The organism is Streptomyces sp. NPDC060194 (assembly GCF_042728285.1).
Taxonomy (GTDB): domain Bacteria; phylum Actinomycetota; class Actinomycetes; order Streptomycetales; family Streptomycetaceae; genus Streptomyces.
This window is the reverse complement of sequence record NZ_JBHWZH010000047.1, coordinates 1-25,499: the sequence shown is the minus strand read 5'-3', so window position 1 is coordinate 25,499 and position 25,499 is coordinate 1. Positions and strand designations below refer to the sequence as shown.

Genomic DNA, 25,499 nt, shown 5'->3' with positions numbered 1-25,499 from the left:
GGGTCAGGGGGCCGCGCCGGAAGGAGTCCCGCGTGTCAGCCGCGGCCGGAATCCGCCCCGGCGTCGCCGCCCCCCGCGCCGGTCCGCACCGCGAGCAGCAGGCCGGACGACCAGTCGAGCCGTACGGTGTGGAAGTCCGGCCGGCCCTCGACCGCCGCCAGCAGGTGCCGGACGGAGGCCGCGTGGTCCGCGGGCCAGTCGGCGGCGGGGGCGAGGTCGTCGACGAGGTAGACGCCGGCCGGGGCGACGAGGTCCAGGGCCCGGTCGAGGCAGCTGAACTTGCCCGGCCAGGTGTCGGCGAAGACCAGGTCGAACAGCGGCCCGGCGTAGGACTCCAGCCACGCGCCGCCGTCCGCGGTGACGAGCTCGACCCGCGGGTCGTCGCCGAACTCGGCGCGAGCGACGTCCTGGACGGCGGCGTCGCGCTCGACGCTGACCAGGCGGGCGTCCGCGTCCATGCCGTCGAGCAGCCAGGCCGTGCCCTCGCCCACGCCGGTGCCGAGTTCGAGGAACCGGCCGCCGGGGCGGGTCGCGGCGAGGGTGGCCAGCAGCGCACCCGTGCGCACCTCGCTGGACAGGGTGAAGTCGGCGGAGGCGGCGGCCGCGCGGATCCGGTCAAGGGCGGCGGGTCGGCGGGCGGGTATGTCGTCGTACATCGCGTTGCTCCTCGGGCCGGAAGATCCGTCCGCCCCTTCCTACCGCAGGCGCACCGCGCCCGTCAGGAGGTCGAATTCGCTTGTGGGGCCGGGGAGACGCGGACTAGAAGGAGGCCCGTGACGACAACCACCGAGGACCGCGGTCCCGCGCCCGCACGCCCCCTGACCCTCGTCGAGCTCACCGACGCCGAGCCCGGCCGCCGGCTCACCTGGCTCGCGACCGCGCCCGACGGCGGACACCCGCTGGGGCTCGCCCGGCTGCGGCTGTTCGACCGCGCGGGGCAGGAGCACCTGGCCGAGCTGGAGCTGACCGTCCACCCCGCGGAGCGGGGCGGCGGCGTCGGGTCCCGGCTGCTCGCCGCGGCCGTCGAGGCGGCGCGGAAGGACGGCCGGCGGAGTCTCGTCGCGCAGACCAGGTCCGGTCGCCCCGGCGACCGCTTCCTGGCCGCCCGCGGCTTCCGCCGCGTGCTCGCCCTCACCTACGCCCGCCTCCCGCTCCCGTCCCCGGCCCCGGCCGAGTTGCCGACCCCCGGCTACCGGCTCGTCTCCTGGACCGGCACCGTCCCCGACGAGCTCGCCGCCACCTTCACCGCCTCCCGCCGCGCCATGGACGACATGCCGATGGACGACACCGACTACGGCGTCGTCGTCTGGGACGAGCAGCGGGTCCGTGAGGCGGCCGAGGTGATCGCCCGCCGCGGCGAACTCCTGCACACGGTCGCCGCGGTGGACGAGAGCGACGGCACGATCGTCGGCTTCACCGAGCTCGTCGTCCCCGCCGAGCGGACGGGCGACGCGCAGCACTACGGCACGGCGGTCCTGCCCGGGCACCGCCGCCGCGGGCTCGCCCGCGCGCTCAAGTCCGCGTCCGTCCGCTGGGCGCTGCGCGAGCAGCCCGACCTCACCGGCCTGCTGACGGACACCGCGGACAGCAACACCGGGATGCGGGCGCTCAACGACGCGCTGGGATACGTCCCCACGCACACGTCGCTGGAGTACCAGCTGTCCCTGGGGTGACGCCGCGGTGCGGCCTTCAGGGGCCGCGGGCGCGGATCCCGCCGGAAGGCAAGCCTTTCCACCGGGCGGGTTCCGATCGGATCCAGCCACGGAGGCCGTGATTCCGGACGCCGGTCGGAACTTTCCGGCGACCCCGGACGTCCCTTGGCGCGCACGGGGCGACCGGGATCGGGGGGACGGTTGGGGGCCACCGTCACCGGGTGCCGCCGTCACCGCGGCGACATGCGCGGGACGTCGTCCCGTAGCCTCCGCCGCCCCTGTCACCGGGTGCCGTCGCCGCTGGTGGCGGCGGCTCGCACCCCGCGCTGACCTCCCCGGACGCCGGCCCCGCCCGCGCCGTCCGACCGCTCCCGTCCCGGGGCGCCGGCGGTCCGCGCCGGGGCGGGTCCGTATCCCGTTCACGAGGCCGCAATGCGTCCGCAATGCGAACAGCGGGCCACGAGCAGCGGACGAAATCCGGCCAACCTGTTGACGCGGTCCTGACAGCAGCCCGGATCTGGTGCCAATCTCAGCACCGTTCCACGCACCACCCCCCACGCTCTGCCCCGGACGGGGTCCCACTCCGTCCGGCCCCCACCGCGCAGAAGGAGTTCGCGTGCGTAACCTCCCCCGTCACAGACCGGCCGCCGCCACCGGAGTCCTGCTCACCGCGACCGCGATGCTCGCCCTCGGCCTGCAGGCAGGCGGCGTGCAGGCCGCCCCGCCCGCGGGTCCGGCCACGGCCCCCGCCGCGGCCGACCCCGGTGCCGCGCCCAAGCCGCTGAGCCCCGCCCAGCGCGCCGCGCTGATCAAGGCCGCCGACGCCGACCGCGCCGCCACCGCCGAGCGCCTCGGCCTCGGCGCGAAGGAGAAGCTCGTCGTCCGGGATGTCGTCCAGGACCGCGACGGCACCACCCACACCCGCTACGAGCGCACCTACGACGGGCTGCCGGTCCTCGGCGGCGACCTGGTGGTGGCCGAGGACGCGGGGAGCACGGCCCAGACCGTCACCAAGGCGTCGAAGGCGCAGCTCACCGGCGTCGACACCACCGCCGAGGTGGCGCCGGCCGCCGCCGAGAAGCAGGCGCTCGGCGCCGCCGCGGCCGAGGGCTCGAAGAAGACCGAGGCCGACCGGGCGCCCCGCAAGGTCGTCTGGCTCGCCACCGGCAAGCCCGTCCTCGCCTACGAGACCGTCGTCGGCGGCCTCCAGCACGACGGCACGCCCAACGAGCTGCACGTCGTCACCGACGCCTCCACCGGCGCCAAGCTGTACGAGTGGCAGGCCGTCCACCAGGGCACCGGCAACACCCAGTACAGCGGCCAGGTGACGCTCGGCACGACCCAGTCGGGGTCCACGTTCAACCTCACCGACGGCGCGCGCGGCGGGCACAAGACGTACAACCTGAACCGCGGCACCTCCGGCACCGGCACCCTCTTCTCCGGCCCGGACGACGTCTGGGGCAACGGCCAGCCCGCCAACCTGGAGACCGCGGGCGCCGACGCGCACTACGGCGCCGCCGAGACCTGGGACTACTTCAAGGAGGTCCACGGCCGCAGCGGCATCCGGGGCGACGGCGTCGGCGCGTACTCCCGCGTCCACTACGGCAACAACTACGTCAACGCCTTCTGGCAGGACAGCTGCTTCTGCATGACCTACGGCGACGGCAGCGGCAACGCCAAGCCCCTGACCTCGCTCGACGTCGCGGCGCACGAGATGACCCACGGCGTCACGTCCAACACCGCGCGCCTGGTCTACAGCGGCGAGTCCGGCGGCCTGAACGAGGCGACCAGCGACATCTTCGCCGCCGCCGTCGAGTTCGCGGCGGGCAACACCTCGGACCCCGGCGACTACCTGGTCGGCGAGAAGATCGACATCCGAGGCAACGGCACCCCGCTGCGGTACATGGACAAGCCGAGCAAGGACGGCTCGTCGAAGGACTACTGGTACTCGGGGATCGGCTCGGTCGACGTCCACTACTCGTCCGGCCCGGCCAACCACTTCTTCTACCTGCTGTCCGAGGGCAGCGGCGCGAAGACCGTCAACGGCGTCGCCTACGACTCGCCCACCTCGGACGGTCTGCCGGTCGCGGGCATCGGCCGGGACAAGGCCGCGCTGATCTGGTACAAGGCGCTGACCACCAAGTTCACCTCCTCGACCAACTACGCGGCCGCCCGCACCGGCACGCTCGCGGTGGCCGGCGAGCTGTACGGGACGACCAGCACCGAGTACAAGGCCGTCCAGGACGCCTGGGCCGGGGTCAACGTCGGCACCCGCTCGGGCGGCGGCGGTGGCGGCGGCACGGTCTACGAGTCGACCACCGTCGTCAACATCCCCGACTCGCCGGCCGCGGCCGTCACCTCGACGATCAACGTCACGGGCCGGACGGGCAACGCCCCGGCGGCGCTGAAGGTGGACGTCAACATCACGCACACCTACCGCGGCGACCTCGTCATCGACCTGGTCGCGCCGGACGGCACGGCGTACCGACTGAAGAACTCCAGCTCCTCGGACTCGGCCGACAACGTGGTGGCGCAGTACACGGTCAACGCCTCCAGCGAGGTCGCGAACGGGGCGTGGAAGCTCCAGGTCCGCGACGTCGCCGCGCAGGACACCGGGCGGATCAACGGCTGGAAGCTGACGTTCTGACCGGTCCGTCCCGAGCCGGCTCCGTGCCGGACGCATGAGAACCAGCCGCGCCCGTCCCCGTGCTGTTCCGGGGTCGGGCGCGGTCCATGTGTGCGGTCCATGGTGCGGGGCGGGTGCGGTGGCACGGGGTGCCGTGACTCGCTGTGGCGTGGCGGGTGGGGCCGTGGCGTGCGGGGTTCCGCCGAGCCGCGGGTCGGGCCCCCCGACCCGGCCCCGCGTCGGGTTCGGCGCCCCGTCGCCGCGCGGACCCCGCTGCCGGGGGTCACCGCGCGGCGGGCGGCGCCCCGTCCGGGAAGCTCGCGAAGTACGCCGCCGAGGCGTCCTCCGCGCCGTGGCCCTGCTCCTCGGCCCGGCGCAGCCGCTCGCCCGCCGCCTCCGCGAGGTCCACCCGTACGCCCGCCTCCCGCGCGGCCGCCGCGATCAGCCCCGCGTCCTTGCGGGCCGCGCTCACCGCGAAGCTGGGCGGGAAGTCACCGGCGAGGATCGTCTCCGCCTTCGCCCGCAGGTAGCCGGCGTCCAGCGGGCCGCCGGCCACCGCGTCGAGGAAGTACCGCGGGTCGACGCCGAGGCCCTGGGCCAGCGCGACGGACTCGCCGGTCGCGTTGATCAGCGCGAGCACCCAGCTGTTGACGACGAGTTTCAGCCGCGACGCGGGGCCGTCCGCGGCGTCGCCCGCCAGCCAGACCGTCCGCTGTCCGATCGCGTCGAAGACCCGGTCGGCGCTCGTGCGGGCCGCGGGGTCGCCCGCCGCCAGCACCGTCAGCTTCCCCTGCTCGGCCGGCTCCTTCGTGCCGAGCACGGGGGCGTCGACGAACAGCAGCCCGTGCTGCACCGCCGCGCGGGCCAGCGGCCCGACGCCGTCCGCCCCCACCGTGCTCATCTGCAGCCACACCGCGCCCTCGCGCAGCGCGCCCGCCGCCTGCCCGATCGCCTCCCGTACCGACGGGCCGTCGTACAGCATCGTCAGCACCACGTCCGCGCCCTCCACCGCCTCCGCCGGGGTGTCCGCTACCCGCGCCCCGTCGGCGGCCAGCGGTTCGGCCTTCGCGCGCGTACGGTTCCACGCCCGCACCTCGAACCCGTCCGCCCGGGCGAGGTTGCGGGCCATCGCGAATCCCATGATCCCGGTGCCGAGTACGGCGACGGTGGTCGGTGCGCCTGTCGTGTCGTCAGTCATGAGTCCGAGGCTACGAGGCCGGGGCGGCGCGGGTGCGACGCATCGCGGGGTGCACGTCGTGCGGCGCGGGGTGGTGGCGGGGCGGCCGCCCCGGCAGGCTGCTGCCATGAAGTTCACCGTGCCCGGCCGTTACGAGCCGCCCTACCCCGACGCTGACCGGACCGCCTTCGACCCGGCCTCCGTCCCCGAGCGCTACGGCCGCCTGCGCGTCCGCATCGACGACCTGTCGGCCGCCGACCGGCTCGCCCGCGACGCCGTCCCCTACGGACCCGGCAGCGACTTCGGCACCGTCACAGCCGTATGCGCGCCCGGCTTCGCCGCGTACGCGCGCATCCTGCACCCGGCCGCGCTCGACGAGCGACCCGTCACCTGGGCGACCGCCGCCGCGGCCTACGGGCGGACGGTCACCGGCACCACGACGTGGGGCGAACTCATCGGCTGTGCCGACCCGGTGGACTACCTCAACGGCGACGCGAGCCTCCCCGGCGTCTGGGACGAGCACCCCGCCGAGGGCCCCACCCCGCCCGACGTCGCCCGCGCCCTCCTCCCCGTCCTCGCCCGCCACACCACCACCCCCGACCGCTGCTGGTACGGCCTCTGGGACGGCTACGGCACCTTCACCTGGCCCCCCGGCACCCCCACCTTCCCCACCCCCGGCCGCGACGAGATCCTCCTCTCCGGCCGGCTCACCGACGCCCCCACCCCCGGCGACGACCCCCACCACTTCCTCGAACTCCCCGACCTCTGGTGGCCCGCCGACCACGCCTGGTGCCTCGGCGGCGACGTCGACCTCCTCAGCACCTACATCGGCGGCACCCCCGCCCTCATCACCGCCCTCCTGGCCACGCCCGGCCTCGAGGCCCACCGGGTGGAGGCGACGTCTCCGGTGAACTGAGAGGCGGGTTGCGGCCGAACGGGCACGGGCGGACGCTGGAAGGGGAGCCAGGAGGTGATGGTTCGTGCGGGCGCTTGTGGGTGCGGGGGTGTTGGTGGTCGCGCTGTGTGCCGGGTGTGCGGGGGCGGAGACGGCGAGTGAGGTGAGTGTGCCGCGGTCCAGCCGGTCGGCGCCGTCCTCGTCGGCCTCGTCGACGCCGGTCGAGCCGAGGGCCACGGTCACGGAGACGGAGACGAAGACCAGGACCGAGACCCGGCCCGGCACTCCCGTGCCCGCGCCGCCGACGCCCCCGCCCGCCGCCGACCGGACGTCCCCGTGCACGTACACGGGCAGCACGCCGAGCATCCAGGAGGGCGCCACCGGGCCCGCAGTGCAACAGGCGCAGTGCCTGCTCAACTTCTCGCTGAGCGGCGGCACGATCCCGGAGGACGGCGACTTCGGACCGGTCACCGACGCCGCCACCCGCCGCTTCCAGGACTGCGCCGGCATCACGGTGGACGGCCTGATCGGCCCCGAGACCTGGTCCTACCTGATCGCCTGGGCAGCCGCGCCGTCCTTCGTCTGCTGAGCGCGGACTTCGACTTTCGGCAGTGTTCCGCCTGCCGCGACTTCCGTACCGTCGGGGGCGTGATGCGGATGAGGTCGGTGGACGGGGTGCTGGCGGCGCTGGGCCATCCAGCCCAGTTGCGCGCCCCTTCCACGGCCCCGGCGAGCGTGCCGGCGGTCGCGGTTAGCAGGGCGGCGGTGGTCAACAGCCTGTTGGCCGGGGTCAATTCGGTCCGTCGTGATGTCATGTCCCGACGCTGGGAGGGCGAGCGGGCCGGCACCCGGGCCGAAGGTGGGGGGCGAACCCCGACGATCGTCAGGGGTGACGCCACCCCGACCGTCGCGACGCGGCCCCCCACACGACGACACCCGGCCCGCGGCAGCCACCGAGGTCGGCGGCAGGCGGGCCGGGTGCGAGGGGAACCGGTCGAAGGTCAGGCCTTCCTGGTCTCCAAGTAACGGGCCGGGTCGGTGGCCTGCCGTGCCGTGGTCGGCCGAGGTGCTTCGGCGGCACGAGGGCCTCAGGCCCCTTCCTCCGGTGCGCGGACCGTGCCACCGGCCTGGGTGAGGCAGCGGCGCACGAGGGTGAGGGTGCGCTGTGTGACCGTTTCGAGGGGGGTGCCGTTCTCGACGGCGGCCAGGGCGGTGTGCAGCATTCCGGCGATCAGGTCGGCAGTGAGCGCGGGCTCGGGGACGCCGAGCTCCCGGACGGCGGTGCGGAACGGTTCGACCTGCTCCAGGTGGAGTTCCATCAGCCGTTTTTGGCAGGCAGGGGGCAGGCCGGCGTTCACGAGGGCAGCGGCGGGCCGGTGGGCGCCCTCGGCGCCGAGGCGGAGGCTTTCCCTGAAGAACGCCTCGACGCGTTCCAGCGGTCCGTTCGCGCCGGCCATGGCGCGGGTGAGTGCCTCGTTGGAGCGCCGGAAGGCTTCCTCCGTGATGGTCGACAGGAGGGCCGGTGAGGAGTCGAAGTACTGGTAGACGCTGGAGCGGGCCAGGCCCGCGCGGGCGCCGACCGCCGCCGGGGTGACGGCGGCGGCGCCCTCGTTGACCAGGATGTCGATCGCCGCATCGATCAGTGCCTCGCGTTGCTGGGCGCGGTGCTCGGCGACGGTGGAGGCGTTGATCTTCGGCATGCGGGTGGACTCCTGGAGGGGCGGACGGGGCCGGGGAGGAGGTTCCGGCCCGCGGCTGCCTGTCAGGACAGGCGGCCGTCGACCATCTCGTGGACCCGGTCGGCTGCGTCCATTATCGCCGTGTCGTGGGTGACCATGACCGTCGCCGTGCCCCGCTCGTGGGTCTGCTCGGCGATCAGCCGTACCGCCTCGGCCGAACGCACACGGTCCAGTGCCGAGGTGGGCTCGTCCACCAGCAGGACGGCGGGCGAGGTCATCAGGGCGCGGGCCAGACCCGCGCGCTGCCGTTCGCCTCCGGAGAGCTGGTGCGGGCGGGAGCCTGCCCGGTGGCCGAGTCCGACCGCCTCGATGAGTTCGTCGGCCCGGTTGCGGGCAGCGGCGTCGAGGCGGCCGTCGATGTGCAGGGGCAGCAGGAGCTGCTCCCTGACGGTGAGGGAGGCCAGCAGGTTCGACTGCTGGAAGACGAAGCCGATGTGACGGCGGCGGGCGGCGGTGCGCTCCTTGTCCGACAGGGTGGTCAGCTCGGTGCCGGCGATGTGCACGGTGCCCGAGGTCGGCCGCTGGAGGCCGCCGGCGACGGCGAGGAGGCTGGACTTCCCGGACCCGGAAGGGCCGACGACGGCGACGAACTCGCCGGGGGCGACGGTCAGCCCCACGTGGTCGAGGGCGGTGACGGCGGCGTCGCCGTCCCCCATCGTGAGGGTGACGTCGTCCAGGCGCAGTCCGCCGGAGCCCGCGCTGTCCGTGGTGGCCCGGTGGTCGGTGGCGGGTGTGGTCATCGGGAGGCTCCCAGAGCGGTCAGGGGGTCGACGGCGGTGATGCGGCGGACGGCGACGAAGGCGCCCACGGTCCCGAGGGCGATGAGGAGGCCGGAGGAGGTGGCGATGGCCGGGGCGGAGAGGGAGAAGGGGGCCTTTCCGATCATCATGCTGCCCAGGGCCAGGCCCACGGCGGTTCCGACCGCGGTGGCGCCGACGAGCACGGCGACGACCTGGGCGAGCGCGTCGCGCAGGATGTACCCGGTGGGGGCGCCGAGCGCCTTCATCAGAGCGATCTCCGCCTTGCGCTGCACGGTCCACACGGTGAAGAACGCACCGACGACCAGGGCGGAGATGGCGTACAGGAATCCCTTGATCAGGGCCATGGTGCTCGACTCGGCCGCGTAGCCGGGCGACGCGTCGAAGGTGGCCTCCTTGGTGTCGGCGCGGGTGCCGGTCGCCTTCTCGACGGCCGCAACGTCGGCGTTCGAGTCGAGGGTCAGGGCGACGGCCGTGGCCTGCCGGCTCGCGGCCTCCGGCAGCTCACCCGGCAGGCCGTAGTGCAGGTGCCGCCAGGTGTCGAGGTCGGTGTACGCGATGCCGATGTGGCCGTAGGAGACGGACTCCTCCACGAGGCCCACGACCTTCAGCCGCACCGCGCTCTTGTCGGCGGTCAGGACGTCGCCGACCCGGACGCCCAGATCGGCGAGCTCCTGGGTGATGACGATGTCCCCGCTGCCCTCCTTCAGTCCCTCGCCCTGCTCGGGCCTGGGCGCGAGGGAGGAGTCCGGTGCCATGCCGAAGACGGCGAGGTTGACCTGCTCGCCCTTCTTGGCGCCCTCGGTGACCTGGGCATTGGCCAGGGTGCTCCCGAAGGGCTCCGCGCGCTCCACGCCGGGCGCCTTGGACCACGCCTCCCAGTCCTCCTGCTCGACGGTCGAACGGGAGAACTGCTCGCTGGTCGCCTTCTCGTCGAAGGCCATGTGCGTCACGGGCAGCGCGCGCAGGCCGGATATGCCGGCGTCCGCCAGACCGGAGGCGAGTCCGGACAGGAGCACGCCGAGCACGGCGATGAGCGCGACCACCGCGCCCATCAGGGCGAAGCGACCGCGTGCGAAGCGCAGATCGCGTAGGGCAAGGAACACAGGGCTCTCCGTGCGATGAGGGGATGAGGGTACGACGGGGCACAGCGCCGTTTTGCCTACGCTTGACGACGCGACCGTCGGCATCTTATCGAATGTTATCGACGCGACCGTCGGTACGATGTGTGATGTGCGCCGTCGGCCGCTCCCGGCGGGGCTGTCGCCCGAAGTCGAGGCCCCTCAGGGGATGGGGGCCAGCTCCGTCTACCGGTCTGATCGTTCACGAGGCGTACGCCGCAAGATCCGATGCTCGACCACCGGCATCACCGCACTCGTCCAGGCCGTCTTCACCCTGTATCAGGCCAGCTCGAAGTGAAGATGCAAGGGGCACACTGGCGGCGATACGCCGCAACGACATACAGGTGCTCTTCAAGCACCTGTCCGACCAGCTCGGCCCCGGCAGCGTCCGGAACGTCCACGACGTCCTCGTGCGCATGATGACGGCGGCCGTGGACGACAAGGTCGTCGCCTCCAGCCCGTGCCGCCGGATCACCCTTCCGGTCATGCCGGACGAGGAGGTCACCCCGCCGACCGTCGCCAAGGTCGAGGCGATGGCCCGGGTGATCCCGCCGTACATCCGCGCGGCCGTCGTCACGCTCGCCGGATCGGGTCTGCGCATAGGGGAGTTGCTCGGCCTGTAGGTGGCGGACGTCGACTTCAAGGCGGGCAGCATCCGCGTGGAGCGGCAGCGGCTCCAGTCGGGGAAGGTCGGTCCGCCGAAGACCGCGAAGTCCCGGCGGACGGTTCCGGTCGGGGAGGTCGTCACCGACGCGCTCCTCGGGCACCTGGCCGCGCGTCCCTCCACGGAGTGGCTGTTCACGATGGAGGAGGGAGCCGCTCAACTACCGGCGCTGGAAGACCGAATGAAGTCTGCGCGGAAAACGCTCCAGGCGGAGGAGGACGAGACGGCCGCGCGCGAGGGCCGCAAGCCCGTAGGGCTGCCGCGCCTGGTCACCCACGACCTGCGGCACTTCTACGCGTCCGCGCTCATCGCCGGCGGCGCGAGCGTGAAGCAGGTGCAGCTGGTTCTCGGCCACGTGTCCGCCGTCATCACGCTGCGGATCTACGCGCACCTGTGGCCGGGCGAAGAAGACCGCACCCGGGCCGTCATGGACGCCGTGCTCGGCGGCCTGCGGACCGGGTGCGGACCGGTAGGGAGCCTGACCGGCGAAACAGCAGGTCAGACGGCCTAGCCACAGATCAGGCCTTCTTCGTCTCCCAGAAGATGCGGTCGATCTCGGCGATGAGTTCCAGCGCCTTCTCGCCCGTCTTGGGGTCGGTCGAGGCCTTGGCCGCGGAGAGGGCCTTGAGGGTGTCGTTGACCAGGACGTGGAGCTGGGGGTACTTCTCGAAGTGCGGGGGCTTGAAGTAGTCGCTCCAGAGCACCGAGACGTGGTGCTTGGCGAGCTCGGCGCGCTGCTCCTTGATGACGGTGGCCCGCGCCTGGAAGTGCGCGTCGTCGTTGGCGGCCATCTTCTCCTGGACGGCCTTGACCGACTCGGCCTCGATGCGGGCCTGGGCCGGGTCGTACACGCCGCACGGCAGGTCGCAGTGGGCGCTGACCGTCACCTTGGGGGCAAACAGGCGGGAAAGCATGCAGCTGTTCCTTCCTCGTGATCGTCTTCTCAGGTGCGACATTACTCCGTGGGGCACCTCTTTTCGCGAGTGCCCCCATGGGCCTACGCCTAAAGTCCCGGGTCGTACCAGGACCCGTGCAGGGGCTCGCGCGGGTGGGTACGGCTCAGGACGGGCCGTGCGGAGAAGGACTGACGGGTTGGGAGCAGGTGGCTTGATGCAGGACGTGGCCGAGGGCCGGGGGCCGGGCGCGCAACTCGGGCTCGCGCAGGTGCACGGGCCGTCGATGGTGCCGACGCTGCGGCACGGCGACCGGCTGGTCGTGCGGTACGGCGCGGAGGTGCGGCCCGGCGCGGTGGTGGTGCTGCGGCACCCGTTCCAGCAGGACCTGCTCGTGGTCAAACGCGCGGTCGAACGCCGGCCGGGCGGCTGGTGGGTGCTCGGCGACAACCCGTACGCCGGCGGGGACAGCACGGACTACGGGGTCGTCCCGCGGGAGTTGGTGCTCGGCCGGGTGCTCGTCCGCTTCCGGCCGCCCCCCGCGCGGCGCGAGCGCCCCACCCCGCTCGCCCTCGCGGCCTGGGCGTTCGGCGCGGTGCGGCCGGTGGCGGCCCGTCGCGTCACCGCCCGGGGGCGGCGGACGCCGGGATAGGGGCTTGCGCTGCGGTCCGCCCGGCTCAGCCGCCGCCGTCGGTGGCCAGCAGGAACATGACCGCGCCGGCGACGACCAGGATCGACGCGAGCAGCGTGAGGATCCGGGCCCGGCGCAGCGCGTACTGGACGTGCCACACGTGCACCAGCTCCAGGAGCGCGGTGCCGCGGGCGGTGACCGCGGCGACGTTCGCCCGTGCGTCGGCCAGCGCCCCGGCCCAGGCCGCCCGCTCGGCCTCGTCCGTCGCGCGGTCGAGCCGCTCGCCGAACACGCGCACCAGTTTCGCGTGGTCCTCGTACGCCGTGGCCAGGGCGGCGGGGTCGGTCCCGAAACCGCCGAGGAAGACGGCCGGGGCGGCCGCGATCTCGGCGCGCAGCCCCTTCGCGGGCCGCTCCTGGAGGGAGCGCAGGGTGACGAACCGAGGGGTGAGCACGTTGCCGGTCGCCCACAGGGCCGCGCAGATGCCCACCAGCGCGAGGGCGAGGCCCCCGCCGGCGAGCCAGCCGTCGGCGGCGCCGCGGATCTTGCCCACGGCAGCGATCGGGAGCCCTCCGAGCAGGACGCCGCCCACGGCGCCGGTGGTCGCGAGGGACCACCGGGCGACCGCGCGCATGTCGTTCACCGCGGCGGCCGCCTGGGACGCTCCGGGGCCCACCGCACCGGCGGCGCCTCCGCCGCCGGCCGGGTCGGGCCCCGCGAGGACGGCGTCGAGGCTCACTTCCGGTCCTCCTGCCCGGCCCCGTCCGCCCCGGCGCCGCCGCCCGCCGCTGGATCCCCGGGTTGCCCTGAGCCGCCCCGGAACAGGGACCTGTTGAACGGATCCTCGTCGGACACCTGCCGGTACGGACGCCAGGTCTGCCCGTCGTACCGCTCCACCTCCCGGGCCGCGTTCAGCCGGACGGCGCCTTCCACCGGCGGTTCCTCCACTGCCATGACTGCTCCTTCTGTCGTGTGTTCGGGACGGGTTCGGCGCCGGCCGTGCACTGGCTAGCGCGGACCTCCGGCGCCGGGGGAGGCCGAGGGGGCCGCCGCGTCGCAGGAGTTGGCGTAGTACACGTCGACGCGTACGGCGTCCAGGGGGGACTTCTCGCGGTTGTCCAGGGGATCGCCGTCCCAGAACGGCCGGTCACCGACGTTCCCGGCGCAGAACAGGTCCGGCGCCCCCGACAGCAGGGCCGCATTGGTGTGCCGGGCGAGGGTGCGGGCGTTCTCCTGGAACTGGGGTGCTCCGCCGAAGGTGATGAGCATGCCGATCTTGCGCCCCTCGCCGCTGAGCGCGACCTCCTCCCGCACGGCTCTGATCACCTTCGCGGCGTCCGGCCGGGTCAGGGCCCCGCGTTCCTGGGCGAGGGCGGTCGCGTTCGGCGAGAGCCTGACCGGGACACCCTGGTACTCGGGGTCGATCCCGCCCACGAGGACCCTCCCCGGCGCGTCGCCCGCCGTCGCCGGCGGTCGGGTCGGGCCGACCGGCGGCGGGTGCTCCGGCTTCGGGGTGTCGAGTCCGAGCACCAGCACGAACAGGACGAGGAACAGGTCCGCGAAGAGCCAGCCGGCGAGGTACCGGGCCGGGATCGAGGACGGCCGCCCCTCCGCCGGGTCGTCGAGGTCGAAGTCGTCCGCGGGGTCGGCGCGGTCCGCCGAGCGGTCGGCGGAGGCGGGGGCGCTCACCGGGACCCCGGCTGCGGGTACCAGTCACCGGACTCCGCGGCGTCGCCGGAGTCGGAGGGCCGCTCGCCCGCGACCGGGTCGTCGGCCGGATGCGGCTCGGTGGCGTACGGGTCCGCCGGTGCGCCGGTCGCCCGCCGCCGGAGTCCGGGCGGCTCCGCGGACGCCCCGTCCCGGCCCCTGCCCCCCGAGGTGCCCGGCACGTCCTGGCGCGGGACGCCGCCGCGGCCGGCGGCCATGTCGAAGCCGTCGTCCATCGGGTCGCGGTGGGCGGAGGGGCCCGGGCCGGGCGCCGACTGCGCCAGACGGGGATCGAGCCGGTTCAGGGTCACCGCCATGTGCTGCATGTACCGGTCGAGCAGCTCGGAGCGGTCGACGAACCGGTCGAGGGACTGGTTCAACTGCCGGCTGAACCCGATGACCACCTCGGAGACCACGACGTGGTTGCGGCCGGACTCGGCCGACGTGTCGGTGGCATGGGTCAGTTCGGCGATCAGGTCCTTCAGGGTCTGCAGGGTGGCCGCCTCGTCCTCCTTGAGCGCCGCCCGCATGGCCGCGAAGTCCTGGACGAGCTTGTGCGGGACCGTCAGGGACTTCCCCATCCGCTCGAGCGAACTCGCCGAGGCGGTCCAACCGTTCAGGGCAGTCGTGAAACCGGACTCCGGGCCCGGACCGAAGATCTTCTCGAGCCGTTCGGCGGTGTCGTTCAGGACGGTCCTCAGCCGGTCGGTCGCCTCGGTGATCTCGGCCGCGGTGCGGACCAGTACGCCGGACGGCGCCGGGCCGGTCGGCGTCTCGACCGGCCGGGCGATCTCCGCGGTGATCACCACGAGCAGTTCGCTGATCCGCTGCCGCAGCTTCGCGTTGGAGGAGATCTGCCGGTCGCGCAGCCGCAGCCAGTGCAGGGCGACAGTGATGAGCATGACCAGCAGGATGAGCACCACGACGGCCCCGACGGCCCACACGCCGAAGCCGTCCCGCCACTGGTCGAGGAAGGTCTCGCCCTCCGAGTAGTCCCGGAACGCCTCGAGCAGTGAGAGCCATGTCAGCACGATCGGCGCGAACACGAAGACGTCGCGCAGGACGCCGAGCCAGCCGATCCGGTTCCGGTAGCGGGGAGGCGCGTCCGGTACCAGCAGCCGGGGCGGATAGACCTCGTTGAGGTCGACCCCGACCAAGGCCCGGGCGTTCAGCGCGGCGTCCCCGGCGAGTCCGGACAGGACCTTCCGCCCCGTCCTGCTCGGCGACTGCCGCGCGAGCTGCTGGAGGTCGTGCGCAGCCGCGAGGAGATCGGGCGACACGGCCCGGTCGTCAGGCGGCTGCGCGGGAGGTGGTGTGGTCGTCACTCCGTCTGCCTTTCACGGTGCACGCCACCGTTCCCCCGGCGGCGCATGAGCGGTCAGTCGTGCGGGCGGCCGGCGGGACCGCCGTGGTCGTGGTCCCGCGGCGCGTCGGGACGGGACGGCCCGGACCGGTGGGAATCCGGCGCGGGCGGGGCCGCGGGGGCGGGCCCTTGCGGTTGGTCGGGCGGGGACGCGGGGAGGGGCGGGATCACAGGACGGGCCGGCGGGGCCGGGGGCGGCGACTGGTGGTGCCGGTAGTACTCCGCCGCGGCGATCGCGTCGACGGCCGCGGCGGCGGAGCCCCTGCTCGCGTTCCGCATCGCGATCACGAGCGCGGGCGGCGGCCGGTATCCGACCAGCTGCATCACGTCCTCGACGTCCTTGCGCTGCACGACCGGCGAGCCGGTCAGGATTTGCAGGAGCCAGCCGTAGTACGTGATCGCGGTGTGCGTCCGCCCGCCGGAGGCGGCCGCCACGGCGTCGGTGAGGAAGCGGTGGTCGCCGAGCACGGCGGCGATCCGGTGCCTGCTGTCGCGCCGGCCGCGCCGGTGCAGGCACAGCTCCAGGAGGTGCCCGCCGAGCGGCGGGTCGACCGCCGTGACCCGCGGGACCCTCGCCAGCACCACCTCCACGGGGGCCTCCGCCGACGGCCGGCCGACGATCCCCGTCAACGCCTGCTCGCCGGGCAGCCCCACGGAACGTGCCACGAGCATCAGCCCGACCTCGTCGACCGGCAGGCCGAGCCGGAAGGCCCGGTCCCGCTCCGCCTCGACCACCCCCCGCACCAGACCGGTTGCGGGCCGCGCGGCCCGCACCGGACTGCACACGGTCGCCTGGTCACCCGACCGACGGACGCTCGCCTTCGCCGACGCGGCCGGCGTGCACCTGGTCGACGCCCCGGGCACGGACGGCCCCGCGCCGACGCCCCTTCCACCCGTGCTCGGGTTGGCCTTCAGCCCGAGCGGCCGGTACCTCGCCGCCGCCCACGCCGGCGGGGTGCTCGTCCTCGACCTGGAGCTGGACCGCCTGGAGGAGATTGCCGCCGCGCCGCGCCGCGCGGCCGACTTCCACGTCTGCGCCGCCGGCCGGCTGCTGGTCCGCAGCGAAGCGAACGGGACCCCCGGGTACGCGCTGTGGGATCTCCCGGACGCCGTCACGCCCACTCCGGGCCACCGCACGGACGCGGAGCTCAGGCGCTGGGTGGCCGTCATGTGCGGGTCCGTCGGCCGGCGGGCCGCCAACGGGTCCGTTTCCACCGCGCGCCGGGCCGGGCCACCGCGCGGCCTCGGCGGCGGTTCGGCGCCCGCCCCGGGATTCACCTGGCTGAGCGGTGGGGCCGCGGTCGCCGAGACCCGGCCGGGGCGCCTCGTCCGCCACGACACGGCGGAGCCGGACGAGACGTGGTCCGCGGAGGTGCCGGCGGGGGCGTTCGACGTCGAGGCGTCCGCCGAGGCCCAAGATCCGCTGCGCGCCGGGGGACCCGGAGCGGCCGTGGCGGTCGCGTCCCGTCAGGGGCGCGCTCCCCTCGCGGTCCTGGACGCCGTGACCGGGCGGCCGCTGACCGAGGTGCCCGGCGGGCAGGCGCCGGTGTGGTGCCCCCGGGGAGGCGGCCTGCTCGTCGTGCCCGAGGCGGGTCCCGCGCCGGCCCGTCTCTACCTGTACACGCTCGGGGAGCCGCCCGCGGCGGCGGAACCCGTGAGCCGGTTCGTCCGGGGGCGGGTGGGAAGACCGGGGTGGTCGCCCGACGGCCGGCTCCTCGCGGCCGGCACCCAGGGCGAGGTGCTGCTCTGGCGGATGCCGGAGTTCACCCTGACCCGGCCGCGGCTCAGGATGCCGACCGGGGCCTTTGCCACCCGGGTCGCCTGGTCACCGGACGGCACCCGGCTGGCGGCCACACCGCAGGCCGAGGGCGGGTCGATCGTCGTCTGGGACACCGGGGACTGGCGGATCCGGCGCGAGTTCGGGGCGCCCGGCGGGGTCGGCTGGGCCCCGGCGCTCGCCTGGTCGCCCGACGGAGCCCTGCTCGCCGCGCCGGGGCCCGGCCTGTCCACGTCGGTCGTGCAGATCTGGGACGTGGCGGAGGCGGCCGTCGTCCTCGTCCTCGAACCGCCCGAGCCTGCCGACGGTGTGTGGTCGGTCCGCTGGTCCCCGGACGGGCGCCGGATCGCCATCACCTACCGCGGTGGCGGAACCCTGCTGTGGCCGCTGTCCGAGCCCGGCGCCCCGGCCGGACCGCTGCCCCTGCCCGGGCCGCGGCTCGCCGAGCTGGGCAGCGCGGCGGCCCAGGCGGAGGCGGCGGCGCCGCTCTCCGCCCTCGTCGCCCTCCACTCACTGGTCGGCCCGCCGACCGGGGCCGGGGAAGGGCGGCCGGCGGAGCTGCTCTGGGGCAGCCGGGCCGCTCAGGAACTCGCGGCGCTGGGCTGGCGGGCGGAGGCCCGCGCCGCCCTCGCGGCCGTCACCGCCACCCGGCTCCCGCCCGACGCCCGTTGCGCCGCGCCTCCGGGCGTGCCCGGCCAGGTCCTGCGGGCCGCCCTCGAGCGCGGCCTCGGCGGCTCGGCCCAGGGCGTGCCGGAGCGAGCGCCCGGGACCGGCGTGCTGGCCGCCGCCCTGGAGCGGACCCGCGCCGAGCTCCTCCCGGCACTCCGGCTGCTCGGCCCCGACGCGGTGGCCCGCGACCCCGGCCTCGCCGACCGGGTCGCCCGCGCCCTCGGCGCCCCGCGCCGGGACCGCGACGGCCGGCGCCCGGTGCCCTGGCTGCGCCGGCCCGCCGCGGCCCCCGGCGACGACGTCACCGGCCCCACGGCGGCGGGCGCCCCGTCCGACCTGGTGCGCCACGGCCCGCCGGACCGGATGCTGCCCAGCCACCTCGCCCTGCCCGCCGCGATCCGCGCCACCCTCCAGGAGCAGGGCGCGCTGCTCTACCGCACCCGCGGTGCGGCGGCCCCCCAGGCCGCCGGGGACGCCGTCCTCGTCCTGGACACCGGACCCGCGGCGCACGGGGACGTGGGCACCTGCCTGCGTGTCTGCGCGCACCGACTGGCACAGGCGCTGGCGGAGGCCGGCCGCGCGGTGGAACTCCTGCAACTGAACGGTCTCGACCGGCCGGTCCCGCTGACCGGCACGGCGGGTCTGCGCCGCCTCTGGGCGCCCGCGCCCCCCGCCCCGCCGGACCCCGAACGGGCGGCCCGGCACGCCGCACGAGCGCTGCGGCGGCTCGGGGCCGGCGCGGGCGCGCCGCCGCGGCCGGTCCTGCTCACCCACCCGCACCAGCGCAGGCTTCCGCTCCCCGGGCTGCTCACCATCCGCGTCCACTACTCCGGGGCGCCCACCGCATCCGGTGAGCGCGACACCTGGACGCTGGCCCCCGATCCGGCACCGGAGCGGCTCGGGGCGGTGATCGACGCGGTGCTCGCCGAGCTGTAGGCCGGGCGGGTCAACCGCACATCATCTGCTCGATCTCGTCGGGACCGAGCCCCTCCAGGAGGCGCTCGAGCACCTCCGGCCGGAACGCGTCCCCGAGGATCTCCACACCCTCCGCCGACCAGGTCAGCCGCAGCCTCACCAGCCGTCCTTCGGGGTGCCGCGCGTACTCCGCCGCGTCGATGAGGTCCGGCAGCGACTCCACGAAGCGGTAGGCCGGCGGGCCCGGCTCCCGGGCCCCGTCCGGCGCGGATTCCGTCATCGCCACACTCCTCCGACCGTCGTACCGCACTCCGGGCAGCGCCCGGAGCCGTCAAGGCGGGTCGCGGCGAGGGACCACACGTCCCGCTCGACCACCGTCGCCGCGCAGCGCGGGCAGCGGGTCGCCCGACCCTCCGCGCCCAGGGCGCGCTCCACGTACACGTGCCGCAGACCGGCCGCGTGGCCGATCTCCCGGGCCCGCGCGAGCCGGTCGGGGCCGGTGGGCGGGTGGTCGGTCATCCGGTGGGTGGGGGTGAAGCGCACGAGGTGCCACGGGATGCGCGGGTCCACCGGGGCGACGGAGTCCGCGATCGCGCGCAGCTCGTCGTCGCTCGCACTGCTGCCCGGGATGAGCGGGGTGGTGACCTCCAGCCACACGCCGTGCTCCCGCAGCCGCCGGAGCGTGTCGAGTACCGGCGCCAGCGGCGCGCCCGTGAGCCGCAGGTGCGGGGCCTCCGCCGCGGCCTTGACGTCGACGTTGACGGCCGAGAGGGCCGGGGCGAGCCGGTCCGCGGCCTCCGGCGTGAGGAAGCCGTTGCTCTTCCAGACGACCGGCACCCCGAGCGGACGGGCCTCGGCGGCCAGCGCCAGGGTCAGTTCCGGGGCGAGGGAGGGCTCCGAGTACGACAGTCCGACGGCGGCGGACGACTCCGCGGCCCGCCGGACCATCGCGGACACGTCGACCGGCTCGACCGGCGGTAGGCCCCGGGCGCGCGGCTCGCGGCCGTAGCCGGAGATCCGGTGGTTCACGCAGTAGTCGCATCGGAAGGAGCAGCCCGGCGGGGCCAGGGTGAGGACCGCGCTGCCGGGCCGGAAATGGTAGAACGGCTTGCGCTCCACGGCGTCGAGGTGGTGCACCGTCGTCGTCCGGGTGAGGGTCTGCACGCGCCCGCCGTTGCGCCGCCGCACCCGGCAGGCCCCGCTCTCGCCGTCCCGCAGCCGGCAGCGGAACGGGCAGAGCACGCAGCGGACTCCGGCGGCCGTGACCTGTGTGAAGGCCGGATCGGCGTCCTGCCACAGCTGCTCCATCGCGCCGCCCCCACTCGCCGTCCCCCGGCGCTCCCGCGGGCCCACCTCCAGGCAGCGTAACGGCGCGGTCCGCGGTCTGTCAGGCGCTCATCGCGGCCCGGCGTCCTCGTCGGCCCCGCCGCCCTCCGCCCGCTTGCGCGCCCGGTACGCCGCCACGTTGGCGCGGGTGGCGCAGCGGTCGGAGCAGTAGCGGCGGGAGCGGTTGGCGGAGGTGTCGAGGTAGGCGTTGCGGCAGGGCGCGGCCTGGCAGAGGCCGAGGCGGTCGACGCCGTGCTCGGTGAGGTGGAAGGCGAGCCCCATCGCGGCGATCGCCGCGTACCCCGCGGTCGCGTTCGAGGGGTGGTCGGCGAGGTGCATGTGCCAGTCGGGCCGGCCGTCCTCGCGGCGGGCGTCGTGGCCGGAGATCTGCGGGCTGACGGGGAACTCCAGGAGCAGCGAGTTCAGCAGGTCGACGGCGAGCGTCTCGTCGCCCGCGTCGGCCGCCTCGAAGACGGCCCGCAGCCGCGCCCGTACGCCCCGGAAGCGGGTGACGTCGGAGTCGGTGGCCCGGCGGGCGGCGGACGCGTTGCCGCCGAACAGGGCGCGCACGGCGTCCACCGAGGTCAGGGCGTCGGCGCCCCGCGCGGGCTCCTCGGTGTTGACCAGGCGCACGGCGTGGTCCGAGTACGAGGCCAGGATCACGGTCAGTCCTCACGGCGGCGGTCGCGGGCGCCGTCGGGCCCGCGTAACGGTCGTAGTTCCGACCAGGGTATTACGGCCGAGGGGGCCGCGGCCGGGATCGCGCGGACGGGGCCGCGGTCGCGGACACGACGCAGGGGGCGGCACGGGCATCCCGTACCGCCCCCTGCGGAGCATGTCAGAGCACCTTCGAGAGGAAGCCCTTCGTGCGGTCGTGCTGCGGGTTGGTGAGCACGTCGCGCGGGTTGCCGGCCTCGACGACGACTCCCTCGTCCATGAAGACCAGGCTGTCGCCGACCTCGCGGGCGAAGCCCATCTCGTGGGTGACGACGACCATCGTCATGCCGTCCTCCGCCAGGCCGCGCATGACGTCCAGGACGTCGCCGACCAGCTCCGGGTCGAGCGCGGAGGTCGGCTCGTCGAACAGCATCAGCTTCGGCTCCATGGCGAGCGCGCGGGCGATCGCCACGCGCTGTTGCTGGCCGCCGGAGAGCTGCGAGGGGTAGTGGCCGGCGCGGTCGGCCAGGCCGACGCGGTCGAGCAGCTTGCGCGCCCGCTCACGGGCGACCGCCTTGGTCTCGCCCTTGACCTGGACCGGCGCCTCCATGACGTTCTCCAGAGCCGTCATGTGCGGGAAGAGGTTGAAGCGCTGGAACACCATGCCGATGTCCTTGCGCTGCGCCGCGATCTCCTTCTCCTTCAGCTCGTAGAGCTTGTCGCCCTTCTGCCGGTAGCCGACCAGCTGCCCGTCGACGTACAGCCGGCCGGCGTTGACCTGCTCCAGGTGGTTGATGCACCGCAGGAAGGTCGACTTGCCGGAGCCCGACGGGCCGATCAGGCAGAACACCTCGCCGGGGGCGACCTCGAGGTCGATGCCCTTGAGGATGTGCGCCGTGCCGAAGGACTTGTGGACGCCCTCGGCCTTCACCATCGCCGTCATCCGGCAGCCCTCCCGGTCATGCTCGCCCTGATCTTCTGCCAGGGCGTGGGCGGCAGGTTGCGCACCGACCCCTTGGCGTAGTGGCGTTCGATGTAGAACTGGCCGATGCTGAAGATGCTGGTGAAGAACAGGTACCAGACGGCCGCGACGAAGTACATCTCGATCACGTTCAGTTGGCTGGACGAGATGGTCTTCGAGATCTGGGTCAGCTCGGTGTACGTGATGACCGACGCCAGCGACGAGGTCTTCAGCAGGTCGATGAACTGGTTGCCGGTCGGCGGGATGATCACACGCATCGCCTGCGGCAGGACGATGCGGCGCATCGTCCTGCTCGAACTGAGGCCGAGCGCCTGCGCCGCCTCGGTCTGGCCCTCGTCGACGGACTGGATGCCGGCCCGGACGACCTCCGCCATGTAGGCGGCCTGGTTCAGGCCGAGGCCGAGCAGCGACGCCACGAACGGCGTCATGAACTCGGTCATCTCGTTCTTGTAGATCGGACCCAGGTTGATCACCTGGAAGATCAGGGCGAGGTTGTACCAGATCAGCAGCTGCAGCAGCACGGGGGTGCCGCGGAAGAGCCAGATGTAGCCGTTGGCGAAGAGCGAGATCACCGGGTTCTTCGACAGCTTCATCACGGCCAGCAGGACACCGAGGACCAGGCCGATGGCGAAGCTGAGGATGGTGATCTCGAGGGTGTTCAGACCCGCCTCGGCGAACCGCGCGGAGAACAGGTACTCGGGGATGTCGCCCCACTCGATGGCGGCGTTGGCGAACGCCGTGCCGAGCAGTGCGAGCAGTCCGAGCACCACCACGGCGCTGACCCAGCGCCACGGGTGCCGCAGCGGGACGGCCTTGATGGCCTCCGGCGGCACTGCGCCGGCGGCGTCGGTCTTGGCGGGGCCGGGACCGGCCGGCGGGGTGCCGGCCGGTTCCGTCACGTGCTTCTCAGTCACAGGAAGTACCTTTGCGCGATCCGCGGATTACTCGGCGCCGCCGTTGAGGACGGCCTTCTCGACGCCGCCCTGCTTGACGTTCCACTTCTCCAGGACCTTGGCGTACTCGCCGTTGGCGATGATCGCGTCGAGCGCAGCGGAGACGGCGTCGCGCAGCTCGCCGTTCTTCTTGCTGACGGCGATGCCGTACGGGCCCTCGTCGATCTGGTCGCCGGCGACCTCGAAGTCGTTGCCGCCGCCGGAGGTCTTCGCGTTGTACGCGGCGACCGGGAAGTCGTTCAGGTCCGCCACCGCGCGACCCTGCTTGACCTGGAGCAGCGCCTCGGTGTCGGTGTCGAAGGTGAGGGTCTTGATCTTCTTGTCCTTGCAGGCGTCCTTGTTCGCCGCCTTGGCGACGTCGGCGCTGACGGTGCCGCGCTGGAAGGCGATCGTCTTGCCGCACAGGTCCTCGAGGGACTGGATGCCCTTGGGGTTGCCCTTCTTGACCAGGATCGAGACGCCGGCGTTGAAGTAGTCGACGAAGTCGACCTTCGCCTGGCGCTCCTTGGTGTCGCTCATCGCGGACATGATCACGTCGTAGCGGCCGGTGTCGAGCGACGGGATCAGGTTGTCGAACGTGCCGTTCTCGAACTTGAACTCGACACCGAGCTCCTTGCCGATGGCGGCGGCGATGTCGACGTCGACGCCCGCGGGCTTGCCGCCCTCGTCGAACTCCATCGGCGCGTAGTTGATGTCCGAGCCGACCTTGACGACTCCCGCGTCGGCTATCGCCTTCGGGAGCTTGTCGGCGAGCGGCGCGGCCGCGGTCTTGTCGCCGCCCTTGCTCGGCTTGGTGTCCTTCTCCTTGGCCGCGTCCGTCTGGTCGCCGCAGGCGGACAGCAGGAGGGAGCCGGCGACCGCGAGCGCGCCGACCGCGGCGGCCCGGGCCCGCAGCGTGGTGCGGGGCGAGGCGGTCGAACGACGGGTGGTGCTTGCGCGCATGATCTGGGTCCTCCGGCAGGGTGTTTGAGGAGTTGCAGCCCGGTCGCGGACGCACCATCGAGTGCCGCAACCGTGTGTGATTACCGCATCTTGCCATTCGGACGTGGTCATTCAAGGGTTCACCGATGTCAAAATCGGGTAACGGGTGGTCCGGCCGTGCCAACGGGCTTGTGTGCGCAGGGCGGTCGACGGCGGCACCTTCTGTGGCGGGAGGCTCCGGCGACCGTAGGATCTGTGGTCCGCTCCACGATCCGGACGATGATCCTCCGGTCGGTGGACTTGTCCAGATATCCCGCTATGAGTCATGTCACCGGGGGCCGGGAGCGCCGCCGGCCGGGCGGAGCGGAAGATCACCGGAGGGGGCCCCGCGCGGGGGCGGCCGATGTGACGGGCGGCATATGGGCTCGTCCGGGGACGCTCCCGTCAGGTAGAACAGATCCTTACACCCCTCATCCGGGGCTCAGAGCGCGTGTGCGGCGCGCTCGTCGCGTACGGACCCATGTGCGGCTCACGAAAGCGGTGCGTACGCGGTGCCCGCCCACCCCTCAACCAGGAGTGGTCCACCCTCAACTGCAGTTCATGACTTAAGGGGTCACACAAGTGGCAGCGGAGATCGTCAATCCTCGCAGCGACAACGGCACGGCGACGGACGGTGCGGCGTCCGTGGGCGCGGACGAACCGTTCGACGCGGCGTTCGCCCTCCATCGCGGCGGGAAGATGGCCGTCCAGGCCACCGTCCCGGTCCGCGACAAGGACGACCTGTCCCTCGCCTACACGCCCGGCGTCGCCAAGGTGTGCAGCGCCATCGCGGAGAATCCGGAACTCGTCCACGACTACACCTGGAAGTCGCAGGTCGTCGCGGTCGTCACGGACGGCACGGCCGTCCTCGGCCTCGGGGACATCGGTCCCGAGGCGTCCCTCCCGGTGATGGAGGGCAAGGCCATCCTCTTCAAGCAGTTCGGCGGCGTCGACGCGGTCCCGATCGCGCTCGCGACGAAGGACACCGACGAGATCATCGACACCGTCGTCCGGCTCGCGCCGTCCTTCGGGGGCGTCAACCTTGAGGACATCTCGGCGCCGCGGTGCTTCGAGATCGAGCGCAGGCTCCAGGAGCGGCTCGACATCCCGGTCTTCCACGACGACCAGCACGGGACGGCGATCGTCACGCTGGCCGCGCTGCGGAACGCGGCGAAGCTGACGGGGCGCGAGCTCCGCGAGCTTCGCGCGGTCATCTCCGGCGCGGGTGCGGCGGGGGTCGCGATCGCGAAGTTCCTGCTCGCCGCGGGGCTTGGTGACGTGGCCGTCGCCGATCGCAAGGGGATCGTCAGCGCGGACCGGGACGATCTGACGGACGTCAAGCGCGAGTTGGCCTCGGTCACCAACAAGGCCGGGCTCACCGGGTCGCTGGAGTCGGCGCTCGCCGGGGCGGACGTGTTCATCGGGGTGTCCGGCGGGACGGTCGCCGAGGCGGCGGTCGCGTCGATGGCGCCCGACGCGTTCGTGTTCGCGATGGCGAACCCAAATCCGGAGGTGCATCCGGATGTCGCGCACAAGTACGCGGCCGTCGTCGCGACGGGGCGGTCGGACTACCCGAACCAGATCAACAACGTGCTCGCGTTCCCGGGGATCTTCGCGGGGGCGCTCGCGGTGCGGGCGTCGCGGATCACGGAGGGCATGAAGATCGCGGCGGCGAACGCGTTGGCGGATGTCGTGGGGGACGAGCTCAGTGCGGGCTACGTCATTCCCTCGCCGTTCGACGAGCGGGTCGCGCCGGCGGTGACGGCGGCGGTTGCCGCGGCGGCGCGGGCGGAGGGTGTGGCCCGGCGCTAGCCCCACCGGGAGGGGGGCCGCGGGGCTCCGCCCCGCCCCCCTTCCGGGCCTCCGGCCCGGGTACCGGGCTCCGCCCGGCGGCCTCAAACGCCGGCCGGGCTGAGTTTTTTGCCGGCCCGCGTCGAGCCTTGGTGCGGCTTGCGCCGAGTGGTTTCGGGGCTTCGCCCCCGTTGCACGGGCAGCGCCCGCGCGGGCGCGGGGGGCGGGGGGGGGGGGGTGTGT

General features: G+C 73.9%; 26 protein-coding genes. 9 read left to right on the top strand and 17 right to left on the bottom strand.

Going from position 1 to position 25,499, the window contains the following annotated elements:
• Nucleotides 1-35 precede the first annotated feature (35 nt).
• The gene (locus ACFWEG_RS13270) at nucleotides 36-656 is read right to left on the bottom strand and encodes an O-methyltransferase (protein ID WP_387213380.1); all 621 of its coding nucleotides are present in this window, start codon (nucleotides 654-656) and stop codon (nucleotides 36-38) included.
• 117 nt (nucleotides 657-773) lie between these two features.
• On the opposite strand from ACFWEG_RS13270, the gene ACFWEG_RS13265 reads away from it, so the two are divergent.
• Complete coding sequence (locus ACFWEG_RS13265; protein WP_387213377.1) at nucleotides 774-1,673, top strand: GNAT family N-acetyltransferase; 900 nt, start codon at nucleotides 774-776, stop codon at nucleotides 1,671-1,673.
• A 595-nt stretch (nucleotides 1,674-2,268) separates the two neighbouring features.
• Nucleotides 2,269-4,299 (top strand): M4 family metallopeptidase, encoded by a 2,031-nt coding sequence (locus ACFWEG_RS13260; protein ID WP_387213374.1) that lies wholly within the window; start codon nucleotides 2,269-2,271, stop codon nucleotides 4,297-4,299.
• 262 nt (nucleotides 4,300-4,561) lie between these two features.
• Here ACFWEG_RS13260 and ACFWEG_RS13255 read toward each other — a convergent pair whose 3' ends face one another.
• A complete protein-coding gene (locus tag ACFWEG_RS13255) occupies nucleotides 4,562-5,476 on the bottom strand; it encodes an NAD(P)-dependent oxidoreductase (protein WP_387213371.1) in 915 nt (304 codons plus the stop codon).
• 106 nt (nucleotides 5,477-5,582) lie between these two features.
• Between ACFWEG_RS13255 and ACFWEG_RS13250 the strand changes: the two genes are divergently transcribed.
• Nucleotides 5,583-6,371, top strand: coding sequence for a hypothetical protein (locus tag ACFWEG_RS13250; protein WP_387213368.1), 789 nt, complete (start codon nucleotides 5,583-5,585; stop codon nucleotides 6,369-6,371).
• 148 nt (nucleotides 6,372-6,519) lie between these two features.
• Nucleotides 6,520-6,939 carry a peptidoglycan-binding protein gene (locus tag ACFWEG_RS13245; RefSeq protein WP_387213365.1) on the top strand — a complete coding sequence of 140 codons (420 nt, stop codon included), beginning with the start codon at nucleotides 6,520-6,522 and terminating at the stop codon, nucleotides 6,937-6,939.
• Between the two features lie 499 nt (nucleotides 6,940-7,438).
• Here the strand turns inward: ACFWEG_RS13245 and ACFWEG_RS13240 are convergent, their stop codons facing one another.
• The 3 genes from ACFWEG_RS13240 to ACFWEG_RS13230 form a co-directional block, all read right to left on the bottom strand.
• Nucleotides 7,439-8,050, bottom strand: a complete 612-nt coding sequence (locus tag ACFWEG_RS13240) for a TetR/AcrR family transcriptional regulator (protein WP_387213362.1) — start codon at nucleotides 8,048-8,050, stop codon at nucleotides 7,439-7,441.
• Nucleotides 8,051-8,112: 62 nt separating this feature from the next.
• Nucleotides 8,113-8,829 (bottom strand): ABC transporter ATP-binding protein, encoded by a 717-nt coding sequence (locus ACFWEG_RS13235; protein WP_387213359.1) that lies wholly within the window; start codon nucleotides 8,827-8,829, stop codon nucleotides 8,113-8,115.
• On the bottom strand, nucleotides 8,826-9,953 hold the full coding sequence (locus tag ACFWEG_RS13230; RefSeq protein ID WP_387213357.1) for an ABC transporter permease: 1,128 nt from the start codon (nucleotides 9,951-9,953) through the stop codon (nucleotides 8,826-8,828). The genes ACFWEG_RS13235 and ACFWEG_RS13230 overlap by 4 nt, the downstream gene beginning before the upstream one ends.
• A gap of 359 nt (nucleotides 9,954-10,312) precedes the next feature.
• Here ACFWEG_RS13230 and ACFWEG_RS13225 point away from each other — a divergent pair, with 359 nt between their 5' ends.
• Together ACFWEG_RS13225 and ACFWEG_RS13220 are read left to right on the top strand one after the other, a co-directional pair.
• A complete protein-coding gene (locus ACFWEG_RS13225) occupies nucleotides 10,313-10,591 on the top strand; it encodes a hypothetical protein (RefSeq protein ID WP_387213354.1) in 279 nt (92 codons plus the stop codon).
• Nucleotides 10,592-11,143, top strand: coding sequence for a site-specific integrase (locus ACFWEG_RS13220; RefSeq protein WP_387213351.1), 552 nt, complete (start codon nucleotides 10,592-10,594; stop codon nucleotides 11,141-11,143).
• A 7-nt stretch (nucleotides 11,144-11,150) separates the two neighbouring features.
• Here the strand turns inward: ACFWEG_RS13220 and sodN are convergent, their stop codons facing one another.
• Nucleotides 11,151-11,546, bottom strand: coding sequence for a superoxide dismutase, Ni (gene sodN, locus ACFWEG_RS13215; protein WP_387213348.1), 396 nt, complete (start codon nucleotides 11,544-11,546; stop codon nucleotides 11,151-11,153).
• Between the two features lie 196 nt (nucleotides 11,547-11,742).
• Between sodN and sodX the strand changes: the two genes are divergently transcribed.
• Complete coding sequence (gene sodX, locus ACFWEG_RS13210) at nucleotides 11,743-12,177, top strand: nickel-type superoxide dismutase maturation protease (protein ID WP_387213345.1); 435 nt, start codon at nucleotides 11,743-11,745, stop codon at nucleotides 12,175-12,177.
• Nucleotides 12,178-12,202: 25 nt separating this feature from the next.
• Here the strand turns inward: sodX and ACFWEG_RS13205 are convergent, their stop codons facing one another.
• The 5 genes from ACFWEG_RS13205 to ACFWEG_RS13185 all read right to left on the bottom strand — a co-directional run bounded on the left by ACFWEG_RS13205 (nucleotide 12,203) and on the right by ACFWEG_RS13185 (nucleotide 16,012).
• Complete coding sequence (locus ACFWEG_RS13205) at nucleotides 12,203-12,895, bottom strand: hypothetical protein (RefSeq protein WP_387213342.1); 693 nt, start codon at nucleotides 12,893-12,895, stop codon at nucleotides 12,203-12,205.
• Nucleotides 12,892-13,110, bottom strand: coding sequence for a hypothetical protein (locus ACFWEG_RS13200; protein ID WP_387213339.1), 219 nt, complete (start codon nucleotides 13,108-13,110; stop codon nucleotides 12,892-12,894). The genes ACFWEG_RS13205 and ACFWEG_RS13200 overlap by 4 nt, the downstream gene beginning before the upstream one ends.
• Nucleotides 13,111-13,164: 54 nt before the next feature.
• Nucleotides 13,165-13,845, bottom strand: coding sequence for a hypothetical protein (locus ACFWEG_RS13195; protein ID WP_387213336.1), 681 nt, complete (start codon nucleotides 13,843-13,845; stop codon nucleotides 13,165-13,167).
• Entirely contained in the window at nucleotides 13,842-15,143 is a 1,302-nt protein-coding gene (locus ACFWEG_RS13190) for a hypothetical protein (RefSeq protein WP_387213333.1), read from the bottom strand. The genes ACFWEG_RS13195 and ACFWEG_RS13190 overlap by 4 nt, the downstream gene beginning before the upstream one ends.
• 98 nt (nucleotides 15,144-15,241) lie before the next feature.
• Entirely contained in the window at nucleotides 15,242-16,012 is a 771-nt protein-coding gene (locus ACFWEG_RS13185) for a hypothetical protein (protein ID WP_387213330.1), read from the bottom strand.
• Nucleotides 16,013-16,121: 109 nt separating this feature from the next.
• Between ACFWEG_RS13185 and ACFWEG_RS13180 the strand changes: the two genes are divergently transcribed.
• Nucleotides 16,122-18,608, top strand: coding sequence for a hypothetical protein (locus tag ACFWEG_RS13180; RefSeq protein WP_387213327.1), 2,487 nt, complete (start codon nucleotides 16,122-16,124; stop codon nucleotides 18,606-18,608).
• Between the two features lie 10 nt (nucleotides 18,609-18,618).
• Here ACFWEG_RS13180 and ACFWEG_RS13175 read toward each other — a convergent pair whose 3' ends face one another.
• The 6 genes from ACFWEG_RS13175 to ACFWEG_RS13150 all read right to left on the bottom strand — a co-directional run bounded on the left by ACFWEG_RS13175 (nucleotide 18,619) and on the right by ACFWEG_RS13150 (nucleotide 23,447).
• Nucleotides 18,619-18,867 carry a radical SAM-modified peptide, FtsH ternary system-associated gene (locus ACFWEG_RS13175; RefSeq protein WP_387213324.1) on the bottom strand — a complete coding sequence of 83 codons (249 nt, stop codon included), beginning with the start codon at nucleotides 18,865-18,867 and terminating at the stop codon, nucleotides 18,619-18,621.
• On the bottom strand, nucleotides 18,864-19,895 hold the full coding sequence (gene amrS / locus ACFWEG_RS13170) for an AmmeMemoRadiSam system radical SAM enzyme (protein ID WP_387213321.1): 1,032 nt from the start codon (nucleotides 19,893-19,895) through the stop codon (nucleotides 18,864-18,866). The genes ACFWEG_RS13175 and amrS overlap by 4 nt, the downstream gene beginning before the upstream one ends.
• Before the next feature lie 87 nt (nucleotides 19,896-19,982).
• Nucleotides 19,983-20,576, bottom strand: a complete 594-nt coding sequence (locus tag ACFWEG_RS13165; protein ID WP_387213318.1) for a CGNR zinc finger domain-containing protein — start codon at nucleotides 20,574-20,576, stop codon at nucleotides 19,983-19,985.
• Between the two features lie 175 nt (nucleotides 20,577-20,751).
• The gene (locus tag ACFWEG_RS13160) at nucleotides 20,752-21,513 is read right to left on the bottom strand and encodes an amino acid ABC transporter ATP-binding protein (protein WP_387213316.1); all 762 of its coding nucleotides are present in this window, start codon (nucleotides 21,511-21,513) and stop codon (nucleotides 20,752-20,754) included.
• Entirely contained in the window at nucleotides 21,510-22,466 is a 957-nt protein-coding gene (locus ACFWEG_RS13155; protein WP_387213312.1) for an amino acid ABC transporter permease, read from the bottom strand. The genes ACFWEG_RS13160 and ACFWEG_RS13155 overlap by 4 nt, the downstream gene beginning before the upstream one ends.
• Before the next feature lie 27 nt (nucleotides 22,467-22,493).
• Nucleotides 22,494-23,447, bottom strand: a complete 954-nt coding sequence (locus tag ACFWEG_RS13150) for an ABC transporter substrate-binding protein (RefSeq protein WP_387213309.1) — start codon at nucleotides 23,445-23,447, stop codon at nucleotides 22,494-22,496.
• A gap of 600 nt (nucleotides 23,448-24,047) precedes the next feature.
• Here ACFWEG_RS13150 and ACFWEG_RS13145 point away from each other — a divergent pair.
• Nucleotides 24,048-25,277 (top strand): NADP-dependent malic enzyme, encoded by a 1,230-nt coding sequence (locus tag ACFWEG_RS13145; RefSeq protein ID WP_387213306.1) that lies wholly within the window; start codon nucleotides 24,048-24,050, stop codon nucleotides 25,275-25,277.
• The last annotated feature ends 222 nt before the right edge of the window (nucleotides 25,278-25,499 follow it).